General features: G+C 53.7%; 14 protein-coding genes. 6 read left to right on the forward strand and 8 right to left on the reverse strand.

Annotated features, from left to right (window positions below; all coding sequences use genetic code 11):
* Positions 1 to 561 precede the first annotated feature (561 nt).
* The 5 genes from upp (at position 562) to SH451x_RS05260 (ending at position 6,939) form a co-directional block, all read left to right on the forward strand.
* Entirely contained in the window at positions 562 to 1,200 is a 639-nt protein-coding gene (gene upp / locus SH451x_RS05240; protein ID WP_479361391.1) for a uracil phosphoribosyltransferase, read from the forward strand.
* 198 nt (positions 1,201 to 1,398) lie between these two features.
* On the forward strand, positions 1,399 to 2,721 hold the full coding sequence (locus SH451x_RS05245; protein WP_479361392.1) for a NupC/NupG family nucleoside CNT transporter: 1,323 nt from the start codon (positions 1,399 to 1,401) through the stop codon (positions 2,719 to 2,721).
* A 506-nt stretch (positions 2,722 to 3,227) separates the two neighbouring features.
* Positions 3,228 to 3,815 carry a hypothetical protein gene (locus tag SH451x_RS05250; protein WP_479361393.1) on the forward strand — a complete coding sequence of 196 codons (588 nt, stop codon included), beginning with the start codon at positions 3,228 to 3,230 and terminating at the stop codon, positions 3,813 to 3,815.
* Positions 3,816 to 4,399: 584 nt separating this feature from the next.
* Positions 4,400 to 4,981 (forward strand): hypothetical protein, encoded by a 582-nt coding sequence (locus SH451x_RS05255; RefSeq protein ID WP_479361394.1) that lies wholly within the window; start codon positions 4,400 to 4,402, stop codon positions 4,979 to 4,981.
* 569 nt (positions 4,982 to 5,550) lie between these two features.
* Positions 5,551 to 6,939, forward strand: coding sequence for a DEAD/DEAH box helicase (locus SH451x_RS05260; RefSeq protein ID WP_479361395.1), 1,389 nt, complete (start codon positions 5,551 to 5,553; stop codon positions 6,937 to 6,939).
* Between the two features lie 1,147 nt (positions 6,940 to 8,086).
* Here the strand turns inward: SH451x_RS05260 and SH451x_RS05265 are convergent.
* The 4 genes from SH451x_RS05265 to metG form a co-directional block, all read right to left on the reverse strand.
* Positions 8,087 to 9,592 (reverse strand): sulfatase, encoded by a 1,506-nt coding sequence (locus SH451x_RS05265; RefSeq protein WP_479361396.1) that lies wholly within the window; start codon positions 9,590 to 9,592, stop codon positions 8,087 to 8,089.
* Positions 9,593 to 9,662: 70 nt separating this feature from the next.
* Positions 9,663 to 10,550, reverse strand: a complete 888-nt coding sequence (locus SH451x_RS05270) for an SDR family NAD(P)-dependent oxidoreductase (protein WP_479361397.1) — start codon at positions 10,548 to 10,550, stop codon at positions 9,663 to 9,665.
* A gap of 38 nt (positions 10,551 to 10,588) precedes the next feature.
* Positions 10,589 to 11,926: an excinuclease ABC subunit UvrC gene (locus SH451x_RS05275; RefSeq protein WP_479362884.1), complete on the reverse strand. Its 1,338-nt coding sequence runs from the start codon at positions 11,924 to 11,926 to the stop codon at positions 10,589 to 10,591.
* Positions 11,927 to 12,575: 649 nt separating this feature from the next.
* Positions 12,576 to 14,624: a methionine--tRNA ligase gene (metG, locus tag SH451x_RS05280; RefSeq protein ID WP_479361398.1), complete on the reverse strand. Its 2,049-nt coding sequence runs from the start codon at positions 14,622 to 14,624 to the stop codon at positions 12,576 to 12,578.
* A 168-nt stretch (positions 14,625 to 14,792) separates the two neighbouring features.
* Here metG and SH451x_RS05285 point away from each other — a divergent pair, with 168 nt between their 5' ends.
* Positions 14,793 to 15,809, forward strand: a complete 1,017-nt coding sequence (locus SH451x_RS05285; RefSeq protein ID WP_479361399.1) for an ROK family protein — start codon at positions 14,793 to 14,795, stop codon at positions 15,807 to 15,809.
* A gap of 73 nt (positions 15,810 to 15,882) precedes the next feature.
* On the opposite strand, the gene SH451x_RS05290 is transcribed toward SH451x_RS05285, so the two are convergent.
* From SH451x_RS05290 to SH451x_RS05305, 4 genes are all read right to left on the reverse strand, one after another.
* On the reverse strand, positions 15,883 to 17,712 hold the full coding sequence (locus tag SH451x_RS05290) for a tetratricopeptide repeat protein (RefSeq protein ID WP_479361400.1): 1,830 nt from the start codon (positions 17,710 to 17,712) through the stop codon (positions 15,883 to 15,885).
* Positions 17,713 to 17,736: 24 nt separating this feature from the next.
* A complete protein-coding gene (locus tag SH451x_RS05295) occupies positions 17,737 to 18,672 on the reverse strand; it encodes a hypothetical protein (protein WP_479361401.1) in 936 nt (311 codons plus the stop codon).
* Positions 18,673 to 18,816: 144 nt separating this feature from the next.
* A complete protein-coding gene (locus SH451x_RS05300; protein ID WP_479361402.1) occupies positions 18,817 to 21,597 on the reverse strand; it encodes an MMPL family transporter in 2,781 nt (926 codons plus the stop codon).
* A gap of 338 nt (positions 21,598 to 21,935) precedes the next feature.
* Entirely contained in the window at positions 21,936 to 22,898 is a 963-nt protein-coding gene (locus SH451x_RS05305) for an MBL fold metallo-hydrolase (protein WP_479361403.1), read from the reverse strand.
* Between the last annotated feature and the right edge of the window lie 49 nt (positions 22,899 to 22,947).

A 22,947-nucleotide genomic window follows, 5' to 3' on the forward strand; every position in this document is an offset into this window, starting at 1 on the left:
GGAGCGATGGCATATGCTAGCCTGGGGTGGAGCGAAACGAGCTGCAGGCGAGTTTACGCGGAACCCCAGGTATAACGCCCCAATGATTCCTGAGTCGCGGAGCGACGGCATATATATCCAGCGTCAGGTCAACGCGGGGCCCACCGTCGTTTTAACCTTCTGCCGTCGCTCCGCGACTCAAATGTATCTGGTGCTTCTAAACCTGGGACTTACGTCCCAGGCTATCGTCTGTCATTGCTCCGCAATTCGCAGATACAAACGCATCGTAGCTGGCTTCGCCTAGAAGCTGGGGGTGTGTTTGGAAGGTTTAACGCTACGCGACGAGCACTGCTGGGCAAGCCAGCAGTGGCACCCGTTTTCAGCGATTGCACCTAACTTTTCAGGAAACCCACCGAACTTCTACCCGCGTTTTAGGCGAACGCAGCTACGGGGAGAACGTCATCCGCGTTCTGGGCGACGCGGCTACGGGAGAGGTCGCGGTTTTGCTGCTATTCATGTCGGCGTCCAGCGATTACAATCCGGCGAGTTCATTCCAACTTAAACTCGCGTGGGATTCGGGCTGTGCCGCATACTAGCAATCTTCATGAGCTGAATCATCCGTTAGTCGATTATCATATGACGGTCCTGCGGGACATCAGCTCCAGCGGCGAACAATTTCGCAACCAAATCGATCGGCTCGCTACCTTCCTCGCTATCGAAGCAACCCGCGATATTCCAACCTGCCAGCGGCCGGTGCAAACTCCGCTGGTCCAGACCACCGGCCACTACCTCTCCCACACTATCGCTCTGATCCCCATCCTCCGCGCCGGACTTGGTCTTGTTAACCCCGTGTTGGGTATGCTCCCCGAAGCTCAGGTCTGGCACTTGGGGATGTACCGCGACGAACGGACTGCGGAACCGGTCGAATACTATTGCAAACTTCCAGAAAACAAAGCGACCGATATCGCCATGGTGCTCGACCCAATGCTCGCGACCGGCGGGTCGATCAAAGCCGCGATTGGTGCAATCAAGCGCTGGGGTACAACCGATATTCGTGTGCTGAGCGTTTTGGCTGCACCAGAGGGCATCGCAGCGATCCACGCCGAATATCCTGAAACGAAGATCTACATTTGCAAGATTGATGAACATTTGGATGAACGCAAATTTATCGTTCCCGGTTTAGGCGACGCCGGCGATCGAATGTTCAATACCAGCAAGTAAATTGAATTTAATGGCAAAAATGTAGCTGCGTTCGCCAAGAACGCGGTGGAATTCGGATACGTGCGGTGGAATTGGGATGCGTTTTGGGTGCCACTGCTGGCTTGTCCAGCAGTGCCGTGGCCGAGGGGTGCGGTTAGTGTTACACGGCCGACTTCAAGGCAAAGCCAGCTACCGAAATAAAAGAGTGCCGACTTTACAATGACATACGAACGATTAATAAGCTTTGCTGGCCTGCTCGGGTTTATGTTGATCGCTTGGGCCATCGGCGGCTTTCAACGCAATCTTTCGTGGCGGATCATCGGCGGTGGAGTTCTGTTGCAGTTCATTGTGGCCTTTGCATTGCTGAACGATCAAATTCGAGCTCCGCTGTTCCAAGCATCTGAGAATTTCGCCAAAGTCATCGGCGATTGCTCGAACGCAGGTGCTGATTTCGTATTCGGCGTCAACGGACAGGCAATGCCTGCCCCCGATACTGCTCCAGGTGAAATTACACGTCGCTCACTCTTGTCTACCTTTGCGTTTGGTGTCTTGCCGACCGTTATTTTCTTTTCCGCCCTGATGTCGGTCTTGTACTACCTTGGCATTATGCAATGGCTGGTCTATGGCGTGTCGTGGCTGATGCGCGTGACGCTTGGTACGACGGGAGCGGAAACGCTCGCGGCGTCGGCTAACATTTTTGTGGGGCATACCGAAGCGCCGCTGGTCGTAAAGCCTTACATTGGACGCATGAACCGATCGGAGCTGAACGCGTTGATGACGGGCGGATTTGCGTCGGTTACAGGTTCGCTTTTGATTGCGTATGCGTCGTTTGGAGCTGAGGTGGGGCATCTGTTGACCGCGTGCTTTATCTCGGCGCCCGCTTCGCTGGTCATTGCCAAATTGATGGTGCCGATGCCCAAGGGGATCTTGGGGGCGGCGGAACAAGCGAGCGTTCCATTGGAAGCGGGCAGCGAAGACCGAGCTTCCGTTGTCGATCAGCCAGGGCCAGTGAATGTGATTGACGCGGCGGCTAGTGGAGCGGCTGATGGGCTCAAGATGGCTTTGAACATCGGAGCGATGCTGATTGCCTTCTTGGCGTTGATCGCACTAGGCAATTGGTTGTTGGGCAGTTTGACATCGCCGCTTGGTTATGTCGATGCGAGCGGAGCCCCGACGGTGACGTTGCAATTATTGGTTGGATATCTGTTTGCACCGCTAGCGATGCTGGTCGGCATTCCTTGGCAAGATGTGGTGCCGGCCGGCGAGTTGCTGGGGACGAAGGTCATCGCCAATGAATTCGTGGCGTACGAGCAGATGGGAGTGATGCACCAGGCCGGAAGGATTTCGGAGAGGACGCTTACCTTAATGACGTATGCTTTGTGTGGCTTTTCGAACTTGTCGGCCATTGGGATTCAGATTGGTGGCATCAGTGCGCTGGCGCCCGAGCGTCGAGGGGACATCGCTTCGTTAGGTTTTCGTGCCATGTTGGGCGGCTTGTTAGCTTGTAACATGACCGCCTGCGTCGTCGGGATAATACTTTAGCTGGCGGGAATGGCTGCTCAGATGAGTGCGTGAGCATTTGGGTTCCCCTCGATTTCTGTCCTGTTGAACCGTGGTAGCGGCTTGTCTTGGTCTCAAGACGCTCAGCCCGATCGCCCCATTCTGCTCTTCGGACGTTTCGCAGGTTGTCGCCGATGGCCGATTTGGCGGTTGTGTGCATCGAGGCAAGCCGCCGCAACGCTAGCAATGAGCCGGCTCGCAGTTAATGGTCAGGCGTTCAGTTGTGGTTCTTGTGCGTCTCGTTTAAGCGTAGGGCGAGTCTTATGTTGGTTTGGGCCCCGTTGCGGTTTTGAAGCATTGGCTTCAACGTCGGACGGAGGGGGAAGGGGTTGGTTGACGCGGCAATCGACTGTTAAAAACCAGCAAATTTTTAGTATAAACTCTTGTTGCTGTATTGGCGCGAGATACAATCGACGGTTAAGTCGGATGGGGAAACTATGTCTTTCGAAGGGGATAAAAGGTATTTTATGATAAGAAAATTTATAGCGATGAGTTTGCTCGCTATAGTTGCAGTCTCGACTGCAGCGACGAAGGCTGATGCCAGCCTGAACATCCTGCTAACGAAGGTCAGCGATACAACCGCTACCCTTTCGTTCACGGGAGCGATTCCGCAAACTCTATCGGGTCCAGTAGGATCAACCTTTACGCTCAACTTCTCGAGCGCCATTAGCGCTGGTGTCGCTGGCGGGACCATTACCAGCCCATCACCACCTGTTTTTGTGGGATCGGGATTTGTTCCTTCCACAATGCAATCGTTGGCGATCAGTGGAAGCACCGCAGTTGTTGTCTTGGATCAAGGAATTGCTGCTGGCAATTATGCTCGCCCATCGGGTGTGCATACCCTCACGGGAGCTGGCTTCTTGAATCTAATGAATGGTAGCTACGTAGCTACCGAAGGATTCAATTTGCTGCCTTCATTTTCGTCTGGCCCTACGCCATTCGGAACGGCAAATTTGACGGTTGCGGGTGTTCCTGAGCCTGCGTCGATGGTCTACGGATCTTTGCTAGCATGTTCGGCCGGCATTGGTTACATCCGTCGCCGCCGCAACGGGAAGACCAAGTCCGAAGTGGCTTAGTTATCCTTTTATTCTCCGACGTTAAGCATTTAACCGGGTAGGATTATTATTGATCCTGCGCGGTTTTCTTTTGCATTTCTGGCGCGGCCGAGGACTTCAGCGTGCAGCAAAACCGCATGCAGGACAGTTGGAATTTGGCTGGATCGCTGTTCGTCCGTGTTTCTCAGGTTCCTTTGCATTGCACCAATGCGCGAAAGCATCGCAGGGAGTCGATCTTTAGCTCGGGGCTGGGCAGTCGAGCCCGATAGTGCCGGTCATCTGGGGCTCTTTTTCGGGGTGGCCACAATGCGGCACTTCGATCGTTGGAGGCTAGCGGAAGAGTGTTAGCTATTCCTTCATCCGGCTTAATGGGGGCTTGATTCTCTTTGGGGGCGTGGAAGGTGAGATGGTTTTCTGTTCAGTCGGTGGGGAGGGCTGGGACGAGCAGAAGGCCGCATCGAAGTGAAGATTGATAATACGAATCTCGGATGAGAAAAGTTTTAGTTTTTCAATCCAAACTCTTGTTGTTGATGCCGCGCGGGATAGAATCGAGTGTCATGTCGGATGGGGAAACTATGTCTTTTGGAGAGGATTGAAGGTGTTCTATGGTGCGTAGACTATTACTACTGTCAATACTATCGGTCGCTGCGATTGCAGCGATGCCGAGCAATGCGATGGCGGGATTGAATATTACGCTGAAGAAATTGGACGTTGCGGGAACAAGCGCTGAGCTGACTTTCTCGCAAGTTGGATCCGATTTGTTCGGTGATATCGACCAGTTCGTAGGTTTTTCGTTTACGGGCTTGTCTGGGACATCCTCGGGGACAATATCTCCTGGCTTTACGCTTTTCGCTGCTAATCCAGGCTTTGCCTCTTCGACTTATAACGGCTTGTCGGTCACCGGCAATACGCTGGTTTTGAACGGCTCAAGTGCACTGGACGATTTCAGCTTTTATGGCGCTTCCACCGGAACGTTTGATCTAGCTGGTGTTGGCTTCAATACGCTTGCAAACGGTACTTACAGTTCGTCGACTGGCGCTGCCGCATCGTTTGGTCAAGTAAACCTCACCGTTACTGGTGTTCCTGAACCAGCGTCGATGATCTACGGATCGTTGTTGGCTTGTTCGGCTGGTATCGGCTACGTTCGTCGTCGCCGCAACAGCAAGGCTGAGCCAGTAGTGGCTTAGTTCTTCCTTTAGTACTCCGACGAAAAACACTAAACGGACGAGATTGAATTTCAATCGCGTCCGTTTTTGCATTTGGTAGCCGCGTTTGCCGGTGCCGCGGTTCCGGACTGCCGTAGCTGCGTTCGCCAAGAACGCAGGAGACGCTCTCCCCGTAGCTGCGTTCGCCTCGAACGCGGTTGAACACGATTGCGTTTCCGGAAATGGGTGCCACTGCGGGCTTGTCCAGCAGTGCTCGTGGCGAAACGGCTAAGCTCTCCAACACACCCCCGGCTTCTAGGCGAAGATAGCCACGCTGCGCTTGGCTGATCCCTCGTAGCTGCGTTCGCCAAGAACGCGGTTGAATATGATTGTGATTCCCTAAAAAGGGTGCCACTGCTGGCTTGCCCAGCAGTGCTCGTCGCGTAACGGCAAAGCTTCCCATTGCGCCCCCGGCTTCTTGGCGAAGCCAGCTACGATGAGCTCATAGGATGCGTTTGTAGGATGCCGTTGAAGTGATTCGGATGTAGCTTCAATGCGGTTGTGCTATCATGGGTTCCCTCTTGGATATTCCTTAAAACATTGAAGGTTGAATGACTAGTTTTTTACAACTGCTGACCGACGAGACTTTGCTGGCGGCGGTTGACCGAGCGGGGTGGCGGACGCCGACACCGATCCAAGCTGCCGCTATTCCGCTAATCGCAGCCGGCCGAGATGTGCTCGGGATTGCCATGACCGGCAGTGGCAAGACGGCGGCTTATCTGCTCCCGATTCTGCAGAAACTCCGCTCGCTCCCCGCTGCGACGACTCGGCGGCCCGGCGTTCTGATCTTGGTCCCAACGCGTGAACTCGCGCAGCAGGTTGGTGGTGTCGTCACGGATGTCGCTGACCAAGCGTCGTTGCGAACTGGTATCGTGTATGGCGGTGTCGGTTATGCACGGCAGCGCAAAACGCTGACCACCGGCGTCGAGATCCTGATTGCGACCCCAGGCCGTTTGATCGATCTGATGGATCAAGGCCACGTGTTGCTCGACCGCGTACACACGCTGGTCTTGGATGAAGCGGATCGGATGCTGGACATGGGGTTTCAAGATGCCATCGAATCAATTCTGGCAAAGATGAAGTCGGACCGACAATCCCTTTTCTTCTCAGCCACGTTGCCGCCACCGATCAGGCGGCTCGCTTCGCGAATGTTGATTAACCCTGCGGAAGTCTTTGTCGACGCGCCAGCCACTACCGTAGCCGGAGTGGAACAGTTGGCGATGCCAGTTCGCGACGCCGACCGTCAGAACTTGTTATATGCGTTGCTTGCCGGACAACTTCCCAGCTACAAAGTGACTTCGGCGGTCGTTTTCGCCAATAGTCGATCACTGGCCGGTCGCCTAACACGATATTTGACACGGAGAGAGCTGCCAGTGGCGGTCATGCACGGCGGGATGAGCCAAACGGGGCGAGACGAAGTTTTGGAGCAACTGAAGTCGGGGGCAATCCGATGTTTAATTGCAACCGACGTCGCTTCAAGGGGGCTTGATTTTGACGCACTTAGCCATGTGATCAATGTCGAAGTGCCGCTGTCGGTTGAATCGTATGTGCATCGTATTGGCCGAACAGCTCGTGCGGGGCTGAAAGGCACTAGCATTACGTTTGTGACGGTCGGCGATGCGGAGATGCTGGGAGACATCGAACGGCAGATCGGGCAGAAGCTGCTGATGGATGCAGAACACCCGTATGCCGTTGAGCTTCCGATGCCCGGGACGGCGTTACGGCGTCGTCGTCTGTCTGCGGGGGAAGCGGGTGAGCGAGGAGTTGAGCAGCGGCGTCAGACGACCAGCAGCGGCAAATCTGCTGTTGTGGAATATAAGGCTGGGCGTCGCCGTCGTACGTTGTCGGGTAAGATTCGTTCGGGGAAGGCGACCAAGCAGACGGATGACAAATTCGTACCAGCTTGGAAGAAACGCCGCCCGAAAAGAAAGAAGCCGTAGGTATTTTCGTAGTACCGTTCGTAGTACCGCCTTCAGGCGGAAGCAAACGCATCGTAGCTGGCTTCGCCTAGAAGCCGGGGATGAGTTGGGAAGGTTTACCGTTTCGCAACGAGCACTGCTGGGCAAGCCAGCAGTGGCACCCGTTTTCAGAAAACGCAACCGTTGTTAGTGCACCCGTTTCAGGGAACGCATGATGCCAGTTTCATCCGATTGGATTTAAGCCCGACGGGCTGACAGATCCTCTGCCGGGGGCCGAAGGCCCCGGTTTCAAGCATTTGTACTGTTAGCAGGCCCGGAGGGCCGACACATTTGTTATCTGTGTGTCAGCCCTTCGGGCTTTTTCTCTTTTGGAATACTTGGAACCGGTGGTTATCACCACCGGCAGAGGATGTGTCAGCCTTCCAGGCTTAGGATTCAAACGTGTTTCGTTCCTGAATCGCGGAGCGATGGCATATGCTAGCCTGGGGTGGAGCGAAAACGAGCTGAAGGCGAGTTTACGCGGAACCCCAGGTATCACGCCCCATTTTGGTCCGGAGTCGCGGAGCGACGGCATTAAGCTCAGCGTAACGTCAAGTCCACCGTCGTTTTAGTCTTCTGCCGTCACTCCGCGACTCAAACGTATCTGGTGCTTCGAAACCTGGGACTCACGTCCCAGGCTATAGTCTGTCATTGCTCCGCAATTTGAAGAATCACTCCCGGATTCGCTGGCTTCGCCTAGAAGGTTGGGGGTGTTGGGAAGGTTTGCTGTTTCGCCACGAGCACTGCTGGGCAAGCCAGCAGTGGCACCCGTTTTCAGAAAACGCAACCGTTGCCAGTGGCACCTGTTTTCAGAAAACGCACCGAACTTCACCCGCGTTCTGGCGAACGCAGCTACAGGAGAGAATACAAGCGCATCGTAGCTGGCTTCGCCTAGATGCCGGGTATGTGTTGGGAAGCTTTTCCGTTACGCCACGAGCACTGCTGGACAAGCCAGCAGTGGCACCCGTTTTCCGGAAACACAACCGTTAGCAGTGGCACCCGTTTTCAGGGAACGCATCCAAATTCGACCGCGTTCTTGGCTAACGCAGCTACGGGTAACATCTCTGCGTTCTAAGCCAGCGCAGCCACGGGGGAAGCTTGCTACCCAAATCTGGGCCTGCGACAAATGCTACTGCTCGGGGATTGGGTCTTCGCGATTGATGGGTTGGCCCTCCCAGATCGCCGTGTCCGTTACTTGGTCATACTGCAAGGTGCGGTGCCGACTGTCGGGTACCATTACGCGGTCCTCCTGCGGCAAGAACTTCTTCATTTCGGCCGCAATCGCATCCGCGTCTCCTTTGCCAATCAAGTTATACCATTCGTTAGGATCCGACTGCAGGTCGTACAACTCCTGCGTACCATCTGCATATTGAATGTACCGATGCGTGGCCGAACGTACGGCGTGATTACCGTGATTGTGAGTTGTGATCGCAGGCCATTCTCGACGGTGACCGGCTTCCTGAAGTTGAGCGTACAATGAATGCCCTTCCAAATGCTCCACCTTCGGTAACTCTAAGACTTCGACCAGCGTGGGGAAGATATCCAGAAGTTCCACCGGCGACTTGCAGACCTGATTCGGTGTTACACCAGGGCCAGCGAAGATTAAGGGGACGCGCGTCGAGCGTTCCCATAGAGAGTTCTTGCCCGTGATCTCCTTCTCTCCCAAGTGATATCCGTGGTCTGACCACAAGACAACAAGCGTGTTTTCAGCGAGGCCCTGCTCTTCGAGTTTGTCAAGCAATCGTCCGATCTGAGCGTCGACAAACGTTGTACTGGCCAGATAAGAGCGACATAGGTTATGCCACTGATTATTTGCTTTCAACCAAGCTAAACGCGGCTCGGGCAGCGACCAGTGCAGGTACCAAGAAAATCGAGGTGTATCAGTTCGGTCGGCCATCAAAACCGGCGGCAAAAGTGAATCGCTGTCGGGGAATTGGTCGTACCAAGGTTGCGTTACATAACAAGGTACATGAGGCAGCGAATATCCAACCGCCAAGAAGAAAGGTTGCTCTTGGGACCGATTGTTACTTAGGTAATCTAGCGCCCAATCGGTAGTGCGGGAGTCCCCTTTGTCTTCGTCCCGATGCTCGAAGACTCCCCAATCCATCAGAGGGTTATTGTGAGGCGGCGTTTCCGGAATAAGTCGCTTTTCTGGTTTCGCTCCAACACTTGCACCTGGGCCCCAGTTATTAAATTCTCGAATATTGATTTCTTCGTCAGCGGGTTGGCCGTGGTATATCTTACCCACCGCGGCTGTGTTGTATCCGACCGCTTGCAGAGCTCGCGGAATTGTGAGCGTGTCTCGGAACTCGTCGACTGACCAATGCTGTGGCTGCAAACTGTAGATCCCTGTCGAACTCGGTCGCAGGCCCGTCAGGACGCTGGTGCGAGAAGGATTGCACAAAGGAGCCTGGCAATGAGCATTTGAGAACAGTGTGCCGCGGGCCGCCAACTGGTCGATGTACGGTGTTTTCGCGAGAGGGTGACCATCCAGGCAACCAACCCAATCGTTCTGATCATCGAGCACGATCATGAGCACGTTCGGCCGCTGCGGTTCTTGTGCATCGGCCGATTCTGCGGCAAGAGCCAGCAGCCAGCCGAGACCTACTGTCAAGAAAAGAAAGTAATGTTTCATGCTGGATAATATAATTGCCATCGGCAACATTGTTACCCCGTGCGATTTTGGCACGGGAAGCAAACAGTATTTATTGCATTTCCGGGTGCGCAATCGCGTCAACACCAGCCCCAGCATAGCAATGCCGGCCGCCATCGACGGGCAAACACACGCCGGTGACAAACGTGTTTTCCGCAAAGAAAAGGGCCGCTTGAGCGATGTCGTGTGGCGTACCGATTCGGCCCGTCAAAGCGGCGCGGCACAGCTGCTGCCGCGTGTCGTCGGTTGCCCCTTCTCCCAGCAGCACCGTGCCAGGCAAAATGCCATTGGTCCGGACTTTGGGATTTCGCGTACCCAGTTCAACGGCGAAAGTCCGAGTCAGCGTTGGAATCGATGCCTTGCCGGCAAAGTACGCGGCGAACGCAGGATAGGGACGATCAAGAGCCCAGTCGCCAATCAAGGTGATGCTGCCACCGGTCGGTTGTGCGACCATTGCCAGTCCCATTTTCTGCGCGATCAGGAAACTCCCCAAAGTATGTTCACGCAAGTTTCGCTCGACATCCCCCGCCGTCGTCTGCTCGAGTACAAGCATGTCCCAGGTCGCCGCACAATGCACAACGGCATCGATACGCTGGAATCGATTGCCGATCTGTTCAACCCATTGTGTAACAGTTGCTTCCTCGGAAATGTCACCCGAGACCAACATTGCTTCGATCCCTTGCGACTTGCACAAGTCGATCATTTGTTCGCCTCGGTCAATACTTGTTTTGGCGTGCAGAACAATTCGATAGCCCCGAGCGGCAAAATGGCGAGCGACCATGTTGCCCACTCGAGCTGCGGAACTGCCGGTGACGAAGGCGACCGGAGCGTCGGTTCCGTACTGTTCGATTTGGCGCTGGCGTTCGTAAGTGCTGCGGTAGTCTTCGATGCGATCAAGCTTGTCGCTGGGCCAGAGAAGTGGTTTGTCGTGCTGAGTCATGTGGATGCGTGGTTTCGGTGTAAGTCAAGTCGACAAGCTTAATCGTCCAAGGTGCTTTTGCGGCGCAGGATATGATGATAGTGTTGTGCAAATCGATGAGCTTCGTCGCGGACATATTGCAACAAGCGAAGTGCGAAGGAGTCGCGTCCTAAGCGGATCGATTCCGATTCGCCAGGCAAGAAAATCTCTTCCTCACGTTTCGCCAGAGAACAAAGAGCTGGCGGCGAGATGCCTTGGTCGCGGAACGCGGCTATCGCGGCGTTTAATTGGCCTTTTCCCCCATCGATCATCAGCAGATCCGGAAACGTTTCCTGCTGTTGATCCAACTTGCGGAACCGCCGCGAGATTACTTCGTAAATACTGCGGAAATCGTCGACACCTTTGACGTCGCGAATCTTGTAACGGCGGTAGCCAGGCTTGAACGGCAGCCCGTCCAAAAACTGAACGAGAGATGCGACGGTGTCGGTGCCGCCCAAGTGAGCGATGTCGACGCCTTCGATAACGCGAGGTTCGTCTTTCAGGCCAAGAACTTTCTTGAGTCCTCTGAGGCCGCGTTTTGGATCGACGTAGAACACCTCAGGTTGCGCATGTGTATCGATCTCCCCTCGTTTGTCTAGATTCTCCAACAGCTTGATCTCGTCGCGCAGTTTTGCGGCTCGTTCAAAGTCAAGTTCCTTGGATGCTGTGGCCATCTCTTCACGCATCTGCTTCAACAATTTCGTTGAACCACCATCGAGAAACGTTTGCAGGCGTTTGATGTCCCGCCGATACGCTTCCTTGTCGATCCGCAAATTACAGGGAGCGGTACATTGTTTGATGCTGGCCAGAATGCATGGGCGAAACCATTGCCAGCGTGGATCGGATTCTTCGATGTCCAGCGAGCAGGTGCGAAACTTAAACACTCGCTGAAGCACTTGTAAAGCTCCACGAAGTTGACCCGCGCTGGTGAACGGGCCGTAAAGTTTGGCTCCCTTTGCTTTCGGAGTCCGCGTGACCTCAACACGGGGAAAATCTTCGTGCTGAGTGATCATTAGATACGGGTAAGTCTTGTCGTCCTTAAGGTCCTTATTGTGTCGCGGTTGGACGTCTTTGATGAGGCGGTTTTCGGTAAGCAGCGCATCGACTTCGCTCTCGCAGCCCAGATAGTCGATGTCGGCGATTTCGTGCAACCAATCGGCGGTGCGAATTTCACGCGCCGCTGTGCTTTGGAAATAGCTGCCCGCCCGGCTGCGAAGATTTTTGGCTTTGCCAACATAGATGACGATCCCCGCAGCGTCCTTCATCAGATAGACGCCAGGTGTCTGCGGAAACGTTTTGACCTTTTCGGCCGCGCGACGAAAGCCCACATTCCCACTTTGCGTCGGGTTGTACGTCATGTCGTCGCGAGGAGACGACGGTTCATCGGTCGCTTCGGGGATCTCGGGAGTTTCGTTTTCCATTTGTCCATCCATGAAAGAGCCGCTGGAGAGCAGCTCGGTCGTGCGTAACAAAGGGAATTATAGCGTCAGCGGCAAATTCGGCTACGAAAGCAATTAATCCGCGACACGGTCTCTCCCCCGTAGCTGCGTTCGCCTAGAACGCGGTTGAAGGTGGATGCGGACTCTGAGAATCTAGGTGGGAGTTATAAAAAGGGTGGCACTGCTGGCTTGTCCAGCAGTGCTCGTGGCGTAACAGCAAAGCTTACCAATATGCCCACCGGCTTCTTGGCGAAGCGAGGTACGAAGGTTGGGTGATACTGATTCTGTTTGATCCCCAAGCCTGAAAGGCTGACACATCCTCTGCCGGTGGTGATAACCACCGGAAAAGAGCAAACAAAAAGAAAAAGCCTGAAAGGCTGACACATGTCAAGCAAATGTGTCGGCCCTTCGGGCCTTGGAGGATTACAAAGGCTTGGAACCGGGGCCTTCGACCCCGGCAGGAAATATGTCAGCCCTTCGGGCTTAAATTCAACCAATGTGCCCACCGGCTTCTTGGCGAAGCCAGCTACGATGCGCTTGGTAGATTGTCGTTCACGTCAACAAAACATCAATGAACGCGATGGCCAGGTACTGCGCCGGAGTCGGGGCTGAGCAGGAAGACTTCAGCTCCGCCAGCGCCAGCTGCAGTGACCATGCCTTCGCTAAGTCCGAACTTCATCTGCCGCGGCGCGAGGTTGGCGACCATAACGACCAATCGCCCAACTAGCTTGTCTGGTTCGTAAGCCGCTTTGATCCCAGCAAAAACCGTACGGGTATTGTCGCCGCCTAAGGACAGCGTCAGCTTGAGCAGCTTCTTCGCTTCGGGAACATGTTCCGCAGCGACGATTCTCGCGACGCGCAAATCGATCTTGGCGAAGTCGTCGATCGAGCATTCCGCTGCCAGTGGTTCTGCCTTCAAAGCATCATCGGAATCACTGAAGGCTGGAGCTGGGACATCTGTCGGTTGCGCTGCTTCGGAATCTGCTTTACTGTCTTCTATCATTCGCTGTACATCCTCAATTTGTAAACGTTGCATCATGTGCTGAAATTTCGCTACCGGTTTGCCTAACAACGGAGCCTGGCTTTGATCCCACGATGTGATCGCCTCGCCCAACAATTCGCTGCACTGTTTGGCCAGTCGTGGAAGGACTGGCGACAAGTAGATGCAGACTTGTCGGAACAGGTTCAATACGATCGTGCACACCTGTTGCAATCGATCTTGCTGAGCTGGGTCTTTTCGCAATGTCCAAGGCGCCGCATTTTCGACAAACGCATTGGCATTGTCTGCCAATTCCATTATTAACCGCGTTGCACGGGCGTAATCGTTGGCTTCGTACGCCGCTGCAATCTGTTCCCCCGCGCGAGCGGCCGCAGTAAACAGCCCGCCGTCATGTGGATAGTCGTTGGAGAGTCCGATCGATTCCACAAACCTTGCCGTGCGACTCGCGAGGTTCACGACCTTGCCCACTAGATCGGAGTTTACCCGCTGAGCGAACTCGTCAAGATTCAAATCCAAGTCGTCCAAGCGTGGGCCAAGCTTGGTTGCATAATAGTAACGCAAGTAAGCTGCATCGATGTTTTGCAGAAACGTTGACGCTTGCACCAAAGTTCCCTTGCTCTTGGACATCTTTTCGCCACCCACCGTCAGGAAACCGTGGATATGAATGCGGCTAGGCAATGAAAAGCCAGCTGTTTTCAACATTCCAGGCCAGAACAACGTGTGGAAGTACGTGATGTCTTTGCCGATAAAATGATGGATCTCGACCTCATCGTTCTGCCACCAATCCTCAAGCTTTTCATCTTGTTTAGCACACCACTGCGCCGTGGATGCGATATAGCCGATGGGAGCGTCGAACCAGACGTACCAATAATTGCCGGGCGAATCGGGGATTTCAAAACCGAAGTAAGGCGCGGGGCGAGAAATGTCCCAGTCGCGAAGCGGCTTGCCCAAAAAGTGACCTTTCAAATAGTTGGCGACTTCTGTCTGAAGCGCCCCACTGTTTTGCGACCACTCTTCCAAGAAACCATGTAGCTTTTCGAGTTCAACGAACAGATGCTGCGACTGGCGAATCTCAGGTGTACTATCTGACAAGGTGCTCTTTGGATTTATTAAATCGGTAGGCGCATACGTCGCGCTGCACTTATCACAGTTGTCACCGTACTGATCAGGGCTATTGCAATTGGGACAAGTTCCCTTAACAAACCGATCGGCCAGAAATGTGCCAGCGACCGGGTCGTAAAGTTGACTGATTTCACGTTCAGCGATCAGGTCGGTTTGCCGCAAGGCTTGCCAAAAGCGACCGCACAACTCACGGTTTTCATCGCTGTTGGTGCTGCCGTAGTTGTCAAACTGAATATCGAAGCCTGCGAAATCACGTTCGTGTTCCGCTTGCATTTTTGCGATCAGTTCCGTCTCGTCGATTCCTTCGCGACGCGCGCGAATCATAATCGCGGTGCCATGCGTATCATCAGCGCAGACGAAGACTACTTTGTGACCACGCAGGCGTTGGAAGCGAACCCAAATATCAGTTTGGATATACTCGACCAAGTGCCCAATGTGGATAGGACCGTTTGCATAAGGCAACGCGGCTGTAACGAGGATTTTACGTGGCTTCATTCCATTGCTGCTGAATCAGGAGATCGGTTAGTTTGTGCGCGGATAGCATAACAGATTTTGGAGCGAGCGAACCGCCACTTGCAAGCTCATTAAACCAAACTATTAAACTTCGCAAATTGCTTTATACTCATCGCCGAAATTCACTGAAATCGAGGAGCAAACCAATAGATGACTAAACAACCGATGGTGGCGGTGACCGACGCAAAGAGTCCATTTTTCGCCGGCGTCGATGTGGGCGGCACGTCGATAAAAATTGGGATCGTCGACAACGAGGGCAACACGCTAGCGTTTCGCGAAATCCCCACAAACGAGCCAGAGGGGCCAAAAGCCGCCATGCAGGCTTCCGTCGACGCCATCGATCAGATGCTCAAGGAGCTCGCTTTAGACCGCAAATCGCTGTTGGCACTAGGTTTAGGAACGCCCGGGCCGCAAGATATCCCGAATGGTTTGCTGATCGAGCCACCCAACCATCCAAATTGGCACCATTTCCCGATCGTGTCATGCTTGGAATCGGTTGCCGGCCTGCCCGTCGCTTACTCCAACGATGCCAATGCCGCGTCTTGGGGCGAATTTTGGCTTGGGAGCGGTCGAGACAAGAACAGCATGGCGATGCTGACGCTGGGGACTGGCGTTGGTGGCGGTATCATCATGGATGGTCGCATGTTGGTCGGAGAGAATTCTTGTTGCGGCGAATGCGGGCACATCATCATCGACGGTCGACCTAACGCCCGGCTATGTGCTTGGGGAGGCGGGCGCGGTCACTTGGAAGCGTACGCGAGTGCTAGCGCGGTCATCAATATCACTCGGGAGCGACTGGATGCTGGGCAAGAGAGCGTACTATCTGGGCGGCAAGCGGAACTTTCGGGGCGACTAATTTTTGAAGCTGCCGAACGTAACGACGCCTTGGCCTTGAATATCATCGACGAAACGGCGGACTATTTAGCGATCGGCGTAACTTCGATCGTCCATACGCTGGACCCAGGTCTGGTCGTGATTGGCGGAGCGATGACTTTCGGCGGGCAAGACAGCCCGATAGGTCGCCGCTTTCTCGCTCACGTGCAATCTGGCATGCGTTCACGAAGCTTTAAGAATATCGCCGATGGAACGGAGATCCGTTTTGCGAAGCTTGGTGGCGACGCAGGCTACCTAGGAGCGGCCGGTCTGGCACAGCAGATGATGAAATGATTTCGATCGCGTGCCGCAAGTTTGCTTGCCAAGTCGTCGTCCACCGTAATTCAAATCTTGCTAAGGCGTTGCTTTAGGGTGCAGAAGACGTTGTAGAGGTTGGGCTGGCATCAGACGTGTCATCTACAGAAGGTGCACCGGAGGCATCTTTTTCAGCTTCGCTGGCTTCTTCTTTGTCAGCAGAATCCTCGGTTTGAGCTTGGCTTTTAATGTACCGAAGCTGGGCGTCGCTGATTGTTGTTTGTCCAATGTTGCGATAGGCCTGGACGAGCAAGTCGCGAGTCTTGGGTCGTTTAGGATCAATTCGTAAGGCTCGTTCGAGCATTGCGATGGCTTTTTCATTCTGACCGGCTTCAAACAGGATTCTGCCATATGAGTCAGCTATTTCGACGTTATTGGGTGCCAGTTTGAACGCACGTTCGATGAGCTCAATTCCGCGATTGACGTCCTTCGGCGTTTTTTCAATTTGCAGGTAAGCCAAGTTGTTGAGCGCAACGATTGCGTTAGGCTGCATCGTGACGATTTCATTCCAGAACTGTTCTGCCTGAGCGTACTTGCCTCTCTGGTAATACATGCCGCCCAAGATCATCAGTGTGTCGGGCGCGATGGCTTTCTCTTTGATTTGTCGTGAAATGACATCTGTCAGCGGTTTTGTGATTCGCAGGTCAGTCGAGCTGGCATCGGCGGCGATCATGGCGATAGTTTTCCCCAGAAGAGGGTTCATCGGATCGATGGCGGCTGATTTTTCAAGCAACGCGAGATCGCGGGTCACATCGGGTTTTACGACATCCTTCACGCTGCTTAGGCCCGTGATCGACGTAGACTGGGAATCGGGCCGCAAGAAATCGTTGAGGTAGATCATCGACAAAGCGCGACGCAGTTCTGGTTGTTCTGCTGTTGAGTTTTGTATACCGGAACTCAACACTTCGATAGCAACATCTTTGCGGTCGCTAAACAGCAGGGTCTGGGCATAACCGATGCGATCCTCCGGTTTGTCTTTGCCCGTCTTCATGCGACTTTCGTAGTAGTTTTCCGCCTTTGAATTTGCAGCTTGAAAAATTCGTTCGCGTCCGTTTGCTCGAGCGATGGCCGCGACTTGCAGATAGCGGGCTGGAAATTCGTTGGCGAGCGATTCCGAGATTGCCAACGATTCGTCGATCTTCCCTTGTCGCAAGAGGAGTTCGGCATAGGCGGCGCGTACCGGAACGCGAGCTTCGCGCCACTGCACAGCGCGGCTGAGCACGTCGGCTAGTTTTACGTCGAGTACTTCTTCGTTATTTCTTCTTTTCTCAAGCAGCGAAACCGCGTACCAATGGTTTGCCGCGAGATGGGGAATGCCGATTTTGTTGGCGAGTTGCTCGATTCGTTGTTGAGCTGATTCGCGGTCACCAGATAAAGCTTCAACCAAAGCCAGTCGGTACTTGCCGTCGTCAAAGTTTGGATTGATCTGTATTACTCGCTCCAACGTCAGTTTCATTTCCGCCAACGCTTCGTCAGTCGGCTTTTCGAGTGTGCCGCTGGCAAACGTTGGGGCAACGATCAGATCGTTGCTCAGGTTAGAAGATCGGCTATTCTCAGCACTGTCTGCATCCACGTCTGCGTTTGCTGCGTTGCTATCGGCCAAGACCAAGACGTCACGGTAAACCAACCGCTCCAAAACATTAAGCGAAGCTTTGTCGTCGATTTGGGCGAAATAGGCCTTCGTGCGCGATTCCTTGCCAACGGAAAAGCTGAGTCCTGAATAGGCATAGACAACAATTGCAAAGAGCGCGAACGGCAGCATCGGCAAGATCGCGATCCATCGCCGCGAAGCAGACCAGGCGCCATAACTTTCAAATAGGCCCGTAACCGCTTCAAACGGATTGCCGAAAAATCGAGCGAGCTCGGAGAAGAATTGTTGCATTGAATTGCTGAGCAAAAAAGCAGTTTAGGTGCTGGTAGATTCTGTCAGAGCCGGTCCACTTACAAAAAGCGAAGTCGGAAACTGTGTGAAAAAATTCCAGAAGTATGTAGTCACGGGATAGCTTAGATCGGAGCGTTCCATCGGAATCGCGTCCGTAACCTCACCCACCATCATCGCAGTCGCCAGAGAGAAGAGCAGGACGACAATCCCGAACAGAATAGACCCGCTGCCCGCAGTAATCAGCTCTCCGCCTTGCCAGATCGTCCACCAGGACGCACCTGCGTTCAACAGAATCCACATCGCCCCAATGGAAAAGCAAATCGCGACTGCCTGCAACAACGACCTGCGGAAATAGATGATCGGGATCGCAGAAAAGGCCATCATTGCGATAACACCGTCCCAGTTGCGGATGGCCGATTGTGGCGTCGACTCGCCTACAATCGTTTGAATGGCCTGTTCGAGACGTACGTGTGGGATGACAAACGTATCTAGTAACAAGCTAGTAAGCCAGAGAGTCCATTGGCTGACCAGTTCACGTATTTGGTCGACCGCGATGGTGCTGGTCATCAACCATAGGATGCAGGCGGGCATGGCGGCAATCGCCAATGGTCGCGTCCAAAGGCTATTCGTCACGAAAAGATTCAGTACTGCAAAAACACCCAGCCATACGGCAAATCCGGCAGCCGCACGATAATTCGTGAAGGCAAAGACGAGACAAAATAGGGCGATGCCAAGTGCAATACCAGCTCCCACCAAGCGACCCATTTTGAGTGTCTGCCAGTCGTAATCGGTGCTCGCAAGTCCGACGGCGAATGCTGAAACGAACGCCAGGCCGGCAGTCATTAAATCGCCGCTGGCAAAGATAGCGCCAAAGCTTTTACCGACAGAGACAAACGCAATCAACGCAACGATCAATCCCGCTGCGAGGACGACAAGCTGAAGAATCCGTGAACGCGGCATTGGTTGACTGTATGGCAATAGATCTAGGGGCAGCGACGGCGATCATCTGCGACCGCTTGCAATTCCTGACTATTGTGCGGCGTGTAACCGCATTTGGTCAAGTGTGAGGCGTTAGCCATTGATGAAGTTTAACAATTTATCTGCTCAAGCCAGCTTGCGCGCGGCAATATATGCGGGTACGACCACAGTTCGGATCACAAATGTGTCCAGTAACACTCCGAATCCCAATGCGAATCCAAGCTCACTGATCCCTCGTAAAGTCGGCACAACCCACTCGCTGACAGGCGTCTTTGCTGGTACCAACGGTTGGATGCTGATTCCACCGATACACATCGCTGCGAATGTTGCGAACATGATAAGGCCACAACTGGTAATGATCCCCCCTGTCGACACAATCGCAGTCCGCAACCCTTCAGACCAACCCAGTCGAGCTTGTTCTTCATGGATTCTCGTGGTCAGATATATGTTATAATCTTGCCCGACCGCGACCAGAATTACAAAGAGGAAGAGGGGGACTTTCCAGTCAAGCCCTTCGTAGGAGGGGCCGTATGCAAAACGGTAGACGGCATAGGTCACGCCCAGTGTCGCAAGATAGCTCAACAAAACCGTCACCATCAAGTACGCGCTAAGTTCGAACCGTTTCGTCAGTGCAAGCAAAACTCCAAAGACGCTTAACACCACCAGTATTTGAACGCGCGTTTGGTCTGTTTGTGTGACTCGTTTCAAATCGACAATGCCAGAGGTTGTGCCAGAGAAGGCCGCCGTGCTGCCCACCCACGCACTTTTATTGTTGGTGCTGATTTTCAAACTCTGCGCAGTTACACGCTGCAGAACTTCAGCCGCTTGGTCAGAAAAGGGGTCAAAGTCCGTGACGACTTCAAATCGAGCGGACCGCATCGCCAGTTTAGGGTTTTGCGCGACGAACTTCCGTAAAGTTAGCGGGTGGTTTTGAAGCAAGCGCCGCCGCCAAGCGCCTTGCGACAATAGGCTCATCGTTCGGTCGGGAGGGAATTCTCCTAGCGGATCGGTTAGCGCCTGCACCGCCCGTACTCCGTCTACAAACAGAGCTTTACGATACTCTTCGATGGCCAAGGCAAGGGCACGGTCATCTTTAAAGTCTTGGCTGGCCGTCACACTTACCGTGATGGCACTGGTTTCTGTTCGCGGAAAGTATTCCTCAACAAGGGCTTGCCCTTGACGACTGGTCGCGTTTGTACTCAGCTCGCCGACCAAGTTGTACGTAACGCGATCCATCGATTGCCAACCGATGATTGCAGGAATCATCAACACGCCGACCGATAGACCTAATACAAGTCCAGGTCGTTTCATAATCGTGTGAGCAAGGTACGACCAAGTGCGGTCTGCTATGGAGGTGCGCGGCCGCTGATCGGCAATTGTCTCTGTTCCAGATTCTCCCGCTGATTTCAATTTGCGTCGTGGCCAGAAAGCAAGCGGTCCCAAACCAGCCATTGCCGCCGGGGGGAAGGTTACGCAGACGGCCAGTGTTATGAGCAACGATATGGCTATGGAAATGCCGGAAAAGCGAAATTTTGCAAAACTAGCAAAAGCCATCATCGACAGCCCGATGGTGGTAGTTAGTCCGCTGCCAACGATCGCTTCCAGCACGTTGTCCCAACTCGACGAAACAACTCTTCTCCACCGGGATTCCGCAGTAAAAAAGTATGTTTCCCGACATCGCACGACTAAAAAAAGAGTTAAATCGGTACCAATTCCAAATATTAGAACAACTAAAAAGACACGAGTCGTCGAATAGACCTCGATTGTGCTGCCCAGGACCCAGTTGGTAGTCGCCCAATTCGCAAGGATCGACAAGACGCTGATCGAAATTGAAAGTGACAGGCCAATCGTAATCAGCGGCAAAAACACGAGAAGTGGCGAACGATAGATCAGCAAGAGAGTGAGAATGACAGCGAGAACTGCCAGCAATTCACTGCGGCTGACGCTTTCCTTCGCCGCTCGAATAAGGTCCGCGCCGACCGCCGCGGGGCCGGTGATTTCGATCATTAGTTCGTCCGGCTGACTTCCATTCGCAGCCGACGCATCGACGGAGGTAGCAGACTTGGTCAGTTGCCTGGAGTCTGAAATAATCGTCTGCACCCATTCGATGATGGCGACGTTCTGGACCGCCATGAATTCTTCACGTATTTGTAGTGCCAGCAGTTTAGCTCGAGGATTATCTTCGCCTAGTTTGTTTGATAGCACGGGATCGTTCCACGTCCACAGTTCTTCCACCGAGCGTAACACTTGGTCGTCCAAGTGCACGAGTTCCCTGCCAGACTCTTTGTTCGGCGAACTTTCTGCTTCGGTACCGGTCGAATCTGTTAATGCGCTGAGCGTTCGTTGGTCGCTATCTGCAAGTTCTTGGTCGCCCACCGCTTTCGCCAGGTCGCGACGAAGCCGATAAACTTGAAAGAGTCGTTCGTTGACAACGGGCGACTCCTGACCGGCAAGTTGTCGCATGCTGTCAAACCATCGTTCGTCAAAGAAGACCGCAGAATCCATCGTGTGCCGCAGTCGTTCGACGTGGGGAGCTTTCCCGTCGAGCTTTTCCCCGGCCTGTTGGAGTCGGTCAAAGTTAATCTTGGCGGTTGCGTAGGACAATCGTCGCGCAACATCCATGGTGGTACACTTGTCGGCCAGACTTAATTCAGTCCCCGTCGTGGCAAACACAACCACCATTTGGGAGCGAGCAAAGTCGTCTGGAAAAGCTGCCAACAAGGCCGCTTGGCCAACGCGGCTGGGGCTTTCCGGGGGCAAGAATTGAAAGTCCCCATCCTTGACGACCGTATTCCAGCTTGGGCTAAGCAATCGAAGCGTAATCGCGATGGCGAACCAACCCAAGACGATCCAGTACCATCGCGTTGCGACGGAACGAGCCCCAAAATCTCGAAGCCTGCGGAACATAACTGGTTAGCCTGGATGGAAAAGCGAAGGTGCAGGAGTGCTGAATGAGATGCCCATGGTCATAAAAACGCAGCGACAGCGAATCACATAGCATTAATCCTGTAAGCGTCAATGTAACGCGGTTTCCTGTTTTCTGCACCCACTTAAAATGGATAGCACGTGCGAAACGACCCCTTCCCTTTGTTTCTGATTGGTCCGGAAGAAAAAGATATTGGCAATAGAATGAAGGCAAGAGAATGATGCGCGGACTATTCTTCTCGTCTGCCTTCATTCTTCTGCCAATTGAATTTGCGTGGGGGCGCGCTGCACTGCGCGGGTATTCCACTGTCGGGATTTTGCTATGGCTTGGACAAAGGTTTTTCGAGCCAAGCGTGTACGCGGCTCGCCATATCGCCAGGTATCGCTTGACGCATCCAGCGCAAAATCTGATGATCGCTGTAACGAGTGCTAAAATGACCGCAGACAATGTGCTGGTTCTTAAAGCGATCTTTGCGTGCTAGGAAATCGTCAAGATGCATGTGCCCGTGCTTGTGAATTTTCTCTTTACGATGATGCGGCGAAAGAAAAGTCAGCTCGGTGATCAGCACTTCAGCTTCATACATTTCAGGACAGTCGTCCAATCCGGCAGGCGACGTGTCTCCGGTGTAAGCGACGGCCGGTATTCGAACTTCGTGCGACACTTCCGTACCGCTCAGTCGAATATCTCGGATCTGATCACCGTTCAGCTCAGCAAACTCGGGCTTAAGCTTCTTGCGGCGCTCCCAAACAATGTAACCAAGCGATGGAACCGTGTGACGCGTCTCCGATGTTGTTACGGCCAGTTCGCGTGAGACTTCGACTTCATCACCCGGTTTCAGTCCGATCAGTTCGCACGGAAGTCGCCCGCGATCCAGTTTTGAAAAAACGCGGAGCAGTGCTGCGGTGGCATCGACTGCGGATTCTGGCAAGTAGACGACTGGCGGCTCCATCTTCATCATCCGCCGTCGAGCGACGTAAACGGGTAGAGCCGCGATATGGTCAAGGTGAGAATGGGTGATGAACAGTCGCGGCAGTCCCATGAAGTCCCAGGGGTGTGCGCCGATGTCAAAGCCGATCTTCATTTCGGCAATCCGCCAATACGTTTGTACCGCAGCGCGCGAGTAGCCTTCGACAGTCCATCGACCTAACGTTTTCTTGAAAGAGGGGACGTTTTGTAGCGGATTGTTGCCATCTGTATCGATGCTTTCGGCTGGCGTTTGGCTCGCCGACTGACCTCGCTGCGAAGCGGGTTTTTCGGATCCTCTCCGATCATTTGATTGCATTCGCCTAAACTACCTTCTGGTCCCGTTTTCCATGTGCATTGCTCGCAGA

The organism is Njordella aestuarii (assembly GCF_056494165.1).

Coding starts and splice junctions, on each gene's coding strand:
- SH451x_RS05305 (WP_479361403.1), bottom strand. CDS start 22,898: ATGCAATCAAATGATCGGAGAGGATCCGAAAAACCCGCTTCGCAGCGA.
- SH451x_RS05245 (WP_479361392.1), top strand. CDS start 1,399: ATGACATACGAACGATTAATAAGCTTTGCTGGCCTGCTCGGGTTTATG.
- SH451x_RS05285 (WP_479361399.1), top strand. CDS start 14,793: ATGACTAAACAACCGATGGTGGCGGTGACCGACGCAAAGAGTCCATTT.
- SH451x_RS05265 (WP_479361396.1), bottom strand. CDS start 9,592: ATGAAACATTACTTTCTTTTCTTGACAGTAGGTCTCGGCTGGCTGCTG.
- SH451x_RS05255 (WP_479361394.1), top strand. CDS start 4,400: ATGGTGCGTAGACTATTACTACTGTCAATACTATCGGTCGCTGCGATT.
- SH451x_RS05290 (WP_479361400.1), bottom strand. CDS start 17,712: ATGCAACAATTCTTCTCCGAGCTCGCTCGATTTTTCGGCAATCCGTTT.
- metG (WP_479361398.1), bottom strand. CDS start 14,624: ATGAAGCCACGTAAAATCCTCGTTACAGCCGCGTTGCCTTATGCAAAC.
- SH451x_RS05295 (WP_479361401.1), bottom strand. CDS start 18,672: ATGCCGCGTTCACGGATTCTTCAGCTTGTCGTCCTCGCAGCGGGATTG.
- SH451x_RS05300 (WP_479361402.1), bottom strand. CDS start 21,597: ATGTTCCGCAGGCTTCGAGATTTTGGGGCTCGTTCCGTCGCAACGCGA.
- SH451x_RS05250 (WP_479361393.1), top strand. CDS start 3,228: ATGAGTTTGCTCGCTATAGTTGCAGTCTCGACTGCAGCGACGAAGGCT.
- SH451x_RS05275 (WP_479362884.1), bottom strand. CDS start 11,926: ATGACGTACAACCCGACGCAAAGTGGGAATGTGGGCTTTCGTCGCGCG.
- SH451x_RS05260 (WP_479361395.1), top strand. CDS start 5,551: ATGACTAGTTTTTTACAACTGCTGACCGACGAGACTTTGCTGGCGGCG.
- SH451x_RS05270 (WP_479361397.1), bottom strand. CDS start 10,550: ATGACTCAGCACGACAAACCACTTCTCTGGCCCAGCGACAAGCTTGAT.